The organism is Methylobacterium sp. WL103 (assembly GCF_008039885.1).
Lineage (GTDB): Bacteria > Pseudomonadota > Alphaproteobacteria > Rhizobiales > Beijerinckiaceae > Methylobacterium > Methylobacterium cerastii.
Window position 1 is genome coordinate 1 of record NZ_VRUX01000092.1, and the last position, 11,227, is coordinate 11,227.

Annotated in this window: 9 protein-coding genes and 2 pseudogenes; 6 read left to right on the forward strand and 5 right to left on the reverse strand. The window is 63.6% G+C overall.

What is annotated here, in order from left to right; all coding sequences use genetic code 11:
* The 5 genes and pseudogenes from FV222_RS31060 to FV222_RS08505 all read left to right on the forward strand — a co-directional run.
* Nucleotides 1–146 (forward strand): annotated as a pseudogene (locus tag FV222_RS31060) (alpha-D-ribose 1-methylphosphonate 5-triphosphate diphosphatase); the annotation flags it as partial.
* A complete protein-coding gene (phnN, locus tag FV222_RS08495; RefSeq protein WP_147813813.1) occupies nt 146–700 on the forward strand; it encodes a phosphonate metabolism protein/1,5-bisphosphokinase (PRPP-forming) PhnN in 555 nt (184 codons plus the stop codon). The pseudogene FV222_RS31060 and the gene phnN, both read left to right, overlap by 1 nt.
* A gap of 129 nt (nt 701–829) precedes the next feature.
* Nucleotides 830–1,396: a PepSY domain-containing protein gene (locus FV222_RS08500; RefSeq protein ID WP_147813815.1), complete on the forward strand. Its 567-nt coding sequence runs from the start codon at nt 830–832 to the stop codon at nt 1,394–1,396.
* Between the two features lie 110 nt (nt 1,397–1,506).
* Nucleotides 1,507–1,650, forward strand: a complete 144-nt coding sequence (locus FV222_RS29430) for a hypothetical protein (RefSeq protein ID WP_187273707.1) — start codon at nt 1,507–1,509, stop codon at nt 1,648–1,650.
* Between the two features lie 408 nt (nt 1,651–2,058).
* Nucleotides 2,059–2,607, forward strand: a complete 549-nt coding sequence (locus tag FV222_RS08505; protein WP_147813817.1) for an HNH endonuclease — start codon at nt 2,059–2,061, stop codon at nt 2,605–2,607.
* A 92-nt stretch (nt 2,608–2,699) separates the two neighbouring features.
* On the opposite strand, the gene FV222_RS08510 is transcribed toward FV222_RS08505, so the two are convergent.
* Both FV222_RS08510 and FV222_RS08515 read right to left on the reverse strand, forming a co-directional pair.
* A complete protein-coding gene (locus FV222_RS08510; protein WP_147813819.1) occupies nt 2,700–4,346 on the reverse strand; it encodes an ISL3 family transposase in 1,647 nt (548 codons plus the stop codon).
* Between the two features lie 222 nt (nt 4,347–4,568).
* A complete protein-coding gene (locus FV222_RS08515) occupies nt 4,569–5,165 on the reverse strand; it encodes an acyltransferase (RefSeq protein WP_147813821.1) in 597 nt (198 codons plus the stop codon).
* A 932-nt stretch (nt 5,166–6,097) separates the two neighbouring features.
* Between FV222_RS08515 and FV222_RS08520 the strand changes: the two genes are divergently transcribed.
* On the forward strand, nt 6,098–7,447 hold the full coding sequence (locus FV222_RS08520) for a DUF4214 domain-containing protein (RefSeq protein WP_147813823.1): 1,350 nt from the start codon (nt 6,098–6,100) through the stop codon (nt 7,445–7,447).
* A 909-nt stretch (nt 7,448–8,356) separates the two neighbouring features.
* Here the strand turns inward: FV222_RS08520 and FV222_RS29435 are convergent.
* From FV222_RS29435 to FV222_RS08530, 3 genes and pseudogenes are all read right to left on the reverse strand, one after another.
* The gene (locus FV222_RS29435) at nt 8,357–8,839 is read right to left on the reverse strand and encodes a hypothetical protein (RefSeq protein WP_187277264.1); all 483 of its coding nucleotides are present in this window, start codon (nt 8,837–8,839) and stop codon (nt 8,357–8,359) included.
* 1 nt (nt 8,840) lies between these two features.
* Nucleotides 8,841–9,482 (reverse strand): hypothetical protein, encoded by a 642-nt coding sequence (locus FV222_RS08525; protein ID WP_147813825.1) that lies wholly within the window; start codon nt 9,480–9,482, stop codon nt 8,841–8,843.
* Nucleotides 9,483–9,718: 236 nt separating this feature from the next.
* A pseudogene (locus tag FV222_RS08530) lies at nt 9,719–11,033 on the reverse strand (IS256 family transposase).
* Between the last annotated feature and the right edge of the window lie 194 nt (nt 11,034–11,227).

Consider the following 11,227-nt stretch of genomic DNA (forward strand, 5'->3'; position numbering starts at 1 on the left):
ATGTCAGCGCGCAGGCCCGCGCCACCGGCCTCGACGACCGCGGCCGGATCGCGCCGGGCCTGCGCGCTGACATCGTCCGCGTGCGGATGGCCCAAGGGGTGCCCGTCGTCCGCGAGGTCTGGCGCGCCGGCACACGGGTTATGTGATGGCAGAGGCTCCGATCGGCGGCTTCGTCCTCGTGGTTGGCCCGAGCGGGGCCGGCAAGGATACGGTGATCGCCGCCGCCCGTGCGCGGCTGGCCGGCGACCCGCGCTTCGTGTTCCCGCGCCGCCTCGTGACCCGGCCGCCCTCCGCGCACGAGGACAACGCCGAGATCGCCGAGGCGGATTTCTCGCGCGCCGCCGCGGCCGGTGCGTTCCCCCTGCATTGGCGCGCCCACGGCCTCGGCTACGCGATCCCGCCCGATGCGCTGGAGGAAGCGGCACGCGGGCGCATCGTGGTGTGCAACGTCTCGCGCCGGGTGATCGAGGCGGCACGCCGCACGCTCCCCAGCGTCCACGTCGTCGCGATCACGGCAGCCCCCGAGACCCTGGCCGCACGGCTCGCCGCCCGCGGCCGCCCCGAGGACGGCGATCTCGGGGCGCGGCTGGCGCGTACTGTGCGGACGGAGGCCGACGCAACCGTCGCCAACGACGGCGACCGCAGCGTCGCCGCGGCCGGCTTCGTCGCGATCCTGCTCGACCGCGCCGGACGGCGCTGACCGACGGCTTCGAAGGCGGCCGGGCCCACGGCAGGGCTGCCGCGCGCAGTCTTTCCGGGCGTAGGCAACCAAGGAGGCGATCGGCCTGTTGTCCGGGCCACCGACCGAACCGGGAAGAAAGCCAAAACCATGTCGAACCGTCTCACGCTCTCCGCCGGCCTGATCGCTGCCGGCCTCCTCGCAACCCCGCTCGGCCTGACGGCCGCCCTGGCCCAGGCGCCCGCCGCGAAGGCCCAATCCGACATGAAGGAGTTCCAGGTCGCTAAGACCAGCAAGGTCGGCCTCGCCCAGGCGCTGACCACGGCCGAGGCCCAGGGCGAGAAGGGCCGTGCGATCGACGCTGACTTCGAGAAGGCGGACGGTAAGAACCCGACCCATTACAGCATCAAGGTCGTCTACCCGGATGGCAAGCTCGTCGAGTACGGCATCGATGCCGAGACCGGCGCGCTTTACAAGACCGAGAACCAGCCGATCGAGCGGTACTTCACCCGGCTCAAGCCGGCCGACTTTCAGAACGCCACCACCTCGCTGAAGGACGCCCTCGCGATCGCCGAGCGCAAGGCCGGCGGCGGCAAGGCCTACGAGGCGGAGGTCGAGCGCGAGGGCAAGTCGGTGCAGTACGAGATCAAGGTGGCGCTGGCCGACCACGAGCAGACCGTGAAGGTCGGCCCGGACGGCAAGGTCGTCGGCGACTGATCGAACGGGTGTGCGACGCAGCATCGATCGGGTGCCGCGTCGCCCCGTCGATCGTGGTACGGGGTCGGCCGGAAACGGAGTCGGGACCCCGAAGTGCGAGCCCTGTTGCCATGAACCCGACTGCCGTCGCCGTCATGCTGGCCATCGCCACCGGCGCGATCTCGCTGTTCCTGTTCGCCCTCGTCGAGGGCTATCCGCTGCTGCTGGCGAGCATGGTCGCCGTCTTCGTCGCGATGTTCGTGCGCTGGGGCTGAAGCGCCCGCCCCCCGCAGCGAACGGGTCCGAAAGCCGTCGATCCACGCGGGCTGTGGGTGCGGCGCGGGCCGCGACAGGGTGGAGCTTCACAAGGCTGTCACGCTGCTATTAGACTAAGCCCCGATGGAGAGGGCCTTTTCGTCATTTCGCGAAGGGCTGGGATCGACCGGGTTGGCATCCGGGCCCCGCCGCGAGCCGGATGTATCCGCCCCAGCCGGTCGCCGATCGCGCCCGGCGAGCCACGCGTTTCCCATGCGCCCGGCCGAGACGGTGCCGCCCGCTGGGCCCCGCTTTCGACGCCGCGGCACACGATCTCCCCATCACCCCCTCGACCTTGTCCTCGGGACGGCGCGCAAACTCGAACGCGCGCGTTGTCCCGTATGGCTTTCGTTCGAAGAGTCGCGCCGATGATGGATCTCCAGACCCTCGTCCTCAACGCGGATTACCGGCCGCTCTCCTACAACCCGTTATCGTTGTGGAGCTGGAAGGACGCCTTCACCGCCCTGTTCCTCGACCGCGTGACCCTGGTCGCGAGCTACGACGTCGAGGCGCGCAGCCCGAGCCGAGCGCTTCGGGTGCCGAGCGTGGTGGCCCTGAAGAACTACGTGACGCTGGCCCGCAGCCCGGCCTTCACCCGCTACAACATCTACCTGCGCGACAGCTTCTCCTGCCAATATTGCGGCCTGCGCCTGCCTTCGGGCGGCCTGACCTTCGACCACGTCAACCCGCGCTCCCGCGGCGGGCTCTCCACCTGGGAGAACGTCGTCGCGGCCTGCAGCCCATGCAACCTGCGCAAGGCCAACCGCACGCCCTACGAGGCCGAGATGCCGCTGCTCACCGAGCCGCGCCGCCCGACCCGCTACGAGCTGCACCACCGCCAACCCGAATTCGACCACCGCGACTACCACCACACCTGGCTCGACTACCTGTACTGGGATAGCGAGCTGGAAAACTGAGCGGCCGCGAGTTGGCTTCCGATTTGTGAATTCTCCATCTCGGGGTGTCGCCGTGATGACCGCGAGTTCGGTTCTCCCGCAGTTTGCGTGGATTACCCAGCGAGGAACACACGCCGTTGGAGCAGGGGGAAGCTTGCGCGTCCGTACATGGTCCGCTTGAGCATCTTCAGCCTGCTGATCTGGCCCTCCGCCTGACCGTTGCTCCACGACGTCGTCAATGCGGCGCGCACCGCCATGCCGTCTCTCTCCAGACCAGCAGCGAACGTCTTGAGAGCCGGTATGTCACTGCGACACGCCGCGTCGAGCCAGATGTCGAGTTCGTCGGCGGGGTCGGAGGGTTGGCTGCCACCGATACAGCAACTCCGCACCAGGGCCGCGTAGCGCTGCGCCAGTGCAGTGAGCCGGGCCGCCTCTAGGTCCTGCTCGATCCGGATGATGGCGGCGGTCGCATAGGGCGGGCGGGACGCGACGGGTTGGGTCAGGAACCAAGCGAGTTGCTTCGGTGATGGAAGAGGGATCGTGTCCGTGGCCGGCGTCGCCATCCGTCCCAGCCACACACGGGCGGTGCGCCGCGCCGGCTTCGTGCGACGCTCGGCGACAAAGCGGTGAACCTGCCGATGCGTGCCGGCAAAGCCGCGCTCGCGGAGCTCGCGCCAGAGCCCCATCGCGTTCTCGCACCCCTCGGTCATCCGCTGCTCCAGATGCGCCAGATAGGGGTCGAGGCGGCTGGGGCCGGGGCGACGTGCTGCACGTTCCGGAAAGCTCTCGGCCTGGGCATACTTGCGCACCGTCCCGCGGGCGAGGCCCGTCGCCCGGGCAATCGCCAGCAAGGTCTCGCCGGCTTGGGAGCGCCCACGTACGTCCTCGTAGGCAGCCAGACGGCGGGCGCGGCTGTCGCGGCCCACGGCAATCTCGGCCTCACTCCGACGGTAGGCGCGCAGACGCTGTCCCAGCCGTCGCCCGTCTCCGACGGCAAGGCTCGGCAGACGTCGCAAGCGTCCGTGGACGCGGGCGAGCCAACGCTCCACGGCCTGGCGCAGGTTGAGGAGGAGATGCCAGCGGTCGGCGACCTTAAGGGCTGCGGGAGCGCCCATGGTCGCTGCACGCGCGTATTCGGACGAACGGTCGCGCGTGATCACCGCGATACTGGGATGACGACGCAGCCACGAGGCGACGGTCGTGCTGGATCGATCCGGCAGCAGGTCGATCGGACGGCGCCGGTCGAGATCGACGATGAGCGTGCCGTAAGTCTGTCCCTTGCGGATCGCCCAGTCGTCGATTCCCACCGCCCGCAGCGGACCGGTCGCCGGCAGCTTCATGCCATGCACGAGGCGCAGCACCGTATCGGGGCTCGTGGCCATCGCCAGATGCCCGGCCAAGCGGGCGCCGGCTTCGCCACCAAGCGCGAGGCCCACCTGAGCCTGTGCCTGGGCGAGCCGATCCGTGCGTCGTGCGCGTGGCGGGAGAAGCCGCGGCGGCGATTCGACGAAGGTGCGCCGTCGGCAGACGGGATGGTGGCAGTAGAAGCGGCGCACCTGAAGCTGCAGCTTAACGGCCTTGCCGAAGCTTGGAAGATCGGCAGGATGCCGGACGTATCGGCTATGGATGGCACAGCTTGGCGTGCCGCAGTCGGGACAGCGCCTGCGATCCTGGCGACAATGGGTGACGATGATGAGATGACCGGAGCGGCGGATGACGTGGTCGACGACGCAACCTGGCAGGGATGAAGACAGAATCATCCCAACCGTGAATCATCCGATCGACATCGCGTCTCCGTGACCTTTCCACGCAAACTGCGGGAGAACCGCGAAAGCGGGGGAGTATCATTCCTGGCCGGCGTCATCGTCGGCCGGCTGATCCGAGATCCACCGCCGGAAGAGTTAGGCCCCTCAGCTTCGTTCCTCCCCGACTCAGCTCCGCCGGCACCCGCCGCGCGGGCGTCGTCAAGTCCGAAGCTGAAGTCACAGCTCCCAGGTGATCCCCTCCCGGATGATTCGAGCTGGCGTACCCGCTATGGACACGTTGGGCGGGAATGCGCCGGTCACGACCGCTCCGGTCCCTACAACGCTGTCGGCGCCAATCGTTGCCCCGCGCAATAAGTTGACGCGAGGTGCAATCCAGACATGGTCTCCCACGATGATATCGCGTGCTGGATTAAGCCTCTCTCCAGTTCGGTTATCCAGAATCTTATGCACGTCGCTGGAGGTGACGACGCAGCCGTCTCCGAACAGGCAGCGCGTACCGATGACGATGCTTGATCGCTCGTGAGCCATGATCTGGCTCGACCCGTTGAACGATGCCCACTCGCCGATATTGATCGACACTTCTTCAGCCAACGCGTGGACGTGAAGGCGATTCAAGTTGGAACTGGGCCGTACTCGGATTGTGGCTCCGCCGGTCAACGTAAAGTGAGCTGCGTTGGGTAGAAACGGCTCCCCAATTTCGATCGTGTTGCCGCGGCCCTTGATGGTCACTACCCCACGGCTTTCCGCCAAGAACTTGGGAGAAAGGGTGACCGCATTTTCATTGGGGAACTCAATGTGGACTTGAACGGGCACTATCTACTCCTGGGCTGAGGCCCCGCTCCTATCACCTCAACCGCCTCGCCAGTACCTATCGTGTTGCCTTTGACTGTCTACGGCTGGCTACCGTGTGTCCATCGTTATAGGCGGAAACGCGTCGTAGCGGTTGACGCTGAGACGGTGGATGAGGCTATCGGCTAGCACGGTAGCCTCGCTGCTGCAGCCGTCGCAGCTCGCGCACAGGCGGGACGTGCGCGAGAACCGTTGGATGTCTTCCTCGCAAACCGCTGCCGTTGCAGGGCGAGCCGTAAGCCAGCTTCACCGGCAGGCGTTCGCCGTACATGCCGTCGAGAACGCCGAAGGCATTCATAGCCTAGCTGTCTGGTTGTGAGACCTCCTTTGCGTCTGCGACGATGCGAAGGGCTTTCCGGAGGATGCCGGGCTTGAGCGGCCTGTAAGATGGATTGGCCAGCGCAGGATCGGCTTCGATGTGCTGGCGTAGGACCATCTCGGGTGACAGCCCCTTCAGCACGCGCTGGCAGCGACCATTGTACGCCGCGTTGAAGCCGCGCAGGACGGTCTCCAGGTCGACGTGGCTGTAGATTGTAATACCCGACAAACCTCCCGCTGCACCCGACCATTGAAGCGCTCGACCATGCCATTGGTCTTTGGTGTCCTCACAGCATCTGTTGCTGCGACCCCGTCCAGCAACCCTGGCGAAGAACCACTTTTCAGGGGGGCAGACCGCACCAGGAAGGCTCGGCGGAATTTACGAAATTTAAAAGAGGGACAATATCATCACAGGAATCGAGAAATGCATGTGCCAGCCACCGAAGCACTCGACTTCCAGAGGATCCTTAGCCCAAAGTGAAGCGTCCTGTCCGCCACGGGTCAGGGATTTTGTCTTGCGTCTGTCTTTACCAACAGCGTTAGAGCAATCCAGCCCTCTGAGTGCATGATTCTGAACCATGAGCTTCACTTATACGATCGCGCTGAACGATCTTACTCAAAGCTCGCAGGCTGCGGACCTCGTTCGCACATTGAGCGCGGCGCTCGGCATCTGGTCTAATTTCCTCGGCGGCCATGGCACGATTGATGTGCAATTGAACGTACAAACCCTGCAACCCGGTGTTCTTGCTCAGGCGGCCCCCGGCACACAGGTTCAGGTCGGGATCGATGGTGGACGCGCTGTCATGCAAAGTGGCGCGGTCACTGAACTCCTGACCGGTTTCGACGCAAACGGGGATGCGCCGGATGTCAGCATTACAGTTAGCGCTCAGGCTTTGAGCAGCGGGCAGCTGTATCTACGTACGGACCCTTCGGTCTCATCCTACATCCCGTCTCGCAGTTATGATGCCGTTACGATCCTGACCCACGAACTCGGTCACGCCTTCGGAGTGGTCGGATATCGAGATACTAACACCGGAACTCGCGCGGACACCACCGAATCTTTGTGGGACAAATTAGTCGTGGTCGGGCCCGACGGAACTGCGGCCTTTACTGGCCCAAATGCTATTTCAGCCTACGGTGCTCCTGTTCCCGTCACAACGATCCCGAATGGGAGTCAGTATTATCATCTCGGCAATGCAAGTGGTGATGCGGCCAATGCCGCTCTCATGACAGGGCTGGGCTTGCCGGCCGGCAAGATACGCGGTGTTTCGGAACTCGATCTCGCTGTTCTGAAGGACCTTGGAACTCCGGTGCTCGGCGCAGCGACCACTGGCAATCCGGATACAGGTTATCAGATTGACAGCGTGTACCGCGCGGTCTTACAGCGCTCGGCCTCACTTCCGGAGCAGCAATTCTGGCTCGCAAAAGAGACGGCTGGTGGAGCACCGGACCAAGTCCGGACTGCCATCACGACGTCCGCGGAAGCAGACGCATACGTGGATCCCATCGTGCGCCTCTACAGCGTCGCGTTTGGGCGCGTTCCGGATCAAGGCGGCCTCAGCACGCACGTAAATGCTTTGCATAATAATTCCCTATCCAGCGTTGCTGCCAATTTTGTAAACTCGCCCGAGTTCGCCAAGCTTCATGGTGCCCAGAGCGTGACGGACGCCCTTGTGCAAAGCTTTTACACCAACGCTTTGGGTCGGTTCGGATCAGCTAGTGAGTTGGAGAGCTGGAAGGCCAGCGGTCAATCGATCGACACTATCCTCGTGGGCTTCTCGGAATCCGCGGAGTTTCAGGCTCGATCTCAGACCAAAGTGCATGCTTTCTTGGACTCAGCGGCTCATGGCGCTACCAACTATACCGGCCCACTAATCGAGGCCATTGCGGTCCAGGGCATTGTGAACCAGGCCGCCAGCTGGGAATAACTTCGAGAAATTTCGCATCACGAGCGATCCGAGCAGAATTTGCTGACAATCGTTGGAAATGTGCGATACAACCGCACGGAACCTTTAGAGCACCCCTCCCAGATACAGATTATTGGTGCCATTGGTGCTTGTGGGCCTGCTAGATAAGTGCCTGGCGGCTCCGATCATCGGTGCCGCGACTCTGCCTCGGAATGGGTTCGTTCTGCCAAACTGTGCCAATGGTCGTGTTGGTTGGAAGAAAGCTCGTGCTCATGGCTGAGGAGTTATCGAGGCTGGACTAAGGAAAATGCGCTCCAATTGATTAATCTGACTTTCTGATATCAATACTCCAGAGATATAATTTATGCCTGCCACAATGAGAATTGTGCCCGAAGATGATAATAATTATATTGTCTTATTTCGCTGTGTTAAATTCTCATTACTTATAGCACTACTCTGACACGGTGTTATGGAACACCGTCATTGCACTTTTCCAGTTCGCCGGCCGAAACGGCTTGCAGGAGTGCGATCGTCACCTTGGGTAAGTCCATTGGTTCGCTGATCTCGAAAGCGGCCGGTCTTGCCGAAGGGGCACAAGACGTTCGACGCAGTTGCGCTAGCACGCTAAATCTCTTGCGAGGGCTCTGCTGGTGGGGATCCGGTTGAGCACTTCCGATGCCTCTTCCAAGAGCCGGTCAGCCGCTGCCGGTTGCGTCACGTCTCTCATGCTCACCCGCTAATGGCACCGATCGCTCTGCTGTTCGCCTTCTTTGCTGGGTAAGGCTGCGAACCCGCCCCGAGCTTACTGTCGTCAAAGGTCATGCTCCCGGCGACTCGACAAAAGTTTTTGGAAGAACCTGATGGCGCTACATTGTAGGCTGGCGGCAGAAGTTAGCAAAACGGGGGTGCGGCCATGCAGGTGCGCGTGCATCAGTCTACCGCCGTATCCTGCGGCCGCCGTCTCGCTCGTCGGGCCATGTCCTCGAAACGCCGAATCGCGGACTTCCGCAGCGAGAATGCGCGCCGCTCGTACCGCTCCAAGCGTTCAAGGGCCTGGAGAAGTTCGGGTGAGGCATCCGGTGCTGAGGAACCGTCCATCTTCGCGTGCCTCTCGGAGAACTCGGCGTCCTCCCGAATCATTGTGCCTTTGACGACAAGGACGCGTCGAAGATGGCACTGTGCCTCGGCAACCGCGTAAGCGGCTTCCAAGATCGGCGGATCGCCACAGAAATCTCCTGCGATGAGCTCTGCGAGGTACTCAGTTGCAGCTTCGGCGTGGGGATCGAACGCTGCGGCAGCCAGACCGTGTTTGCGGGCGTTTTGCCTCGATTGCGTTTTACCTCGTCTCGTGCGCGGACCAGTGCTGGCTTGAGCATTTCGCCGATTGGCGTCAATGGCGCGGTCAGACGTCATGTCAGTCGCGGGGTGGTGTCGCCATACGGCGCTCTTGTACCGTAGGCTCGACGTCAATCACCTCCGCCGACGCGGCACGCAGCTGCTGGCTGAGGCTCATTCGTTTGCGCTCGATCTCGCGCAGGAGCGTGTCGCGGCGTTGATCCGCGGCTGTGATCATCCGCTCAATGCGCTCGATGTCGGGAAGCTTCAGCTGGAAGGTATGTGCCGTAACATCCATGGGGGTAAGCCCACGTGTGCGAAGCAGTTTTTCCGTGGCGCTTGTCTCGTCCGCGCTTCCGTTGAGCCAACCCATGGCGAGGGTTTCGGCTTCTCGACGCCGCTCGGCTTCTGGCTCGAAAGGACTGTGGTTCTGAGCTTCCAGCACTGGCAGGATCAACGAGGTGACGGCCTGGAGGCGTGTTTGAGTCAGGATCTGCCCTCTCCAGCGACGGAACCGTTTCGCCTCCCAGATCAAGTCAACGATATCCTTGACCCAGATTGCCTCGATCACGTCCGCGGGCTTCACCTGTGCGATTATGGTGCGGAGGAGCGTGTCGTACTGACCGGCGTCCTCATTCGGAAGGAGAGGACGCTCCTCGAACAGAAAATCGAGGTGCCGTAGAATGGCGGGGAGGAGGTCAAATCCTGCGCTCAGCCTCATCGGTGCCGTCTCGGTCTGCGCGATGTCGGTAGCAGTTCTTTTTGTAGGCATCGGCGCATCCGTTCTGCATCCGTTCTAATATGCAGCGAGCATATTTCTTTCGCAAGGCAAAATTGGTAACGACGGAAAGACGTTTACTGCCGATTGTGCTTGGTCAGGTTTTGAGGACGGTCGAGCGACCACAGGCGTCAATGACGGAGAAGGGAGCTATGCGGGATTTTGGGTGACGGCGGTGGTCAGGCGGCGCGGTGATCTGGGCGCGCGATGACCTCGGTCCCGTCGCGGAAGGTGACACCGGCCACGACCTTGGGCAACTGGTTTTCGCCCTTCAGCCGCCGCCAGGATTTCGACGCCGCCATCACAAGCGTGAACACCATCAGTTTGGCGGTGATCGGCGAGAGCGCGCCCTTGGTCCGCACGGTCCGGTGGCGCACTGTGGCGAACACGCTCTCGATGGGATTGGTCGTCCGGAGGTGATCCCAATGCTCGGCAGGGAAGTCGAAGAAGGCCAGCAGCGCCTCCCGGTCCTTGGTCAAGCAGTCGGCGGCGCGGGCATACTTGGCGCCGTACTTCTCGACGAAGACGACCAGAGCGGCCTCGGCCGTAGCACGGGTGGGCGCGGCGTGGATCTCGCGCAGATCCGCCTTCATCGCGCCCTGTACGGACTTGGGCACCTTGTTCAGGACGTTTGCGGTCTTATGGACCCAACAGCGCTGATGGCGCGTGCTGGGCCAGACCTCGTCAAGTGCCTTCCAAAAGCCGAGCGCGCCGTCGCCCACCGCGATCTCCGGCGCGATGGAAAGACCGCGCCGCTTCACGTCGACCAGCAACTCGCGCCAGCTCTGGGCGCTCTCGCGCACGCCGACCTGGAAGCCGACGAGTTCCTTGCGCCCCTCGGGCGTGGCGCCGATCAGCACCAGCATGCATTCGGCCCGCTCCTCCATTTGCGCCTGGAGGTAGATCCCGTCGGCCCAGACGTAGACGTAGCGGCGCGCCGAGAGACCACGACCCTGCCAGCGGGCGTACTCGTCCGCCCAGGTCGCCGTCAGCTGCGTCACGACCGCGGGCGAGAGGTTCGGGGCGTCCTTGCCGAGCAGGGCCGACAGCGCCTCCTGGAAGTCGCCGGTCGACACACCGCGCAGGTACAGCACCGGCAGCAGCGCATCCAGGCTGCGGGTCCGCCGCGCCCACTTCGGCAGGATCGTCGAGGAGAACCGGACCCGATCCTCGGCCCCCGCCGCACCGCAATCCCTGACGCGTACCCGCGCCACCGGCACCGGCCCGATCCCGGTCTGGATCTCACGCTCCGGCCCGTGGCCGTGCCGGACAAGCCGAGCGCGCCCATCCGGCAACCGCCGGTCCTGCATCGCCGTCAGAAAGGCCTCGGCCTTAAACTCGACCGCCTGCGCGAGAAGGCGCCGAGCCCCGGCTCGCAGCACTTCGGGATCGTCGATGTCCTCGGGCTGACGAAGCCGCACGATGTTGGTAGGGCTGTCCATAGGCGTATCGCTCTCGATGAGAGGTTCTGGCTGGCTCGACACCCGCCTCTATACGCCGCCTTCAAACCACCGTCGTCACCCACATTCCCGCATAGCTCTTCAAAGTGCCCAGGTAGTGCTAGGGCCTGTCGTCGCCTGAACAGATTGGCTGGGCTTGCGTTTTCGTCTCTCTGATGGAGGAGGGACGATGCTGAGCGACGCGCAATGGGCTGATCTGGAGCCCCTGGTCGAAGCCTGCCGGCCCAA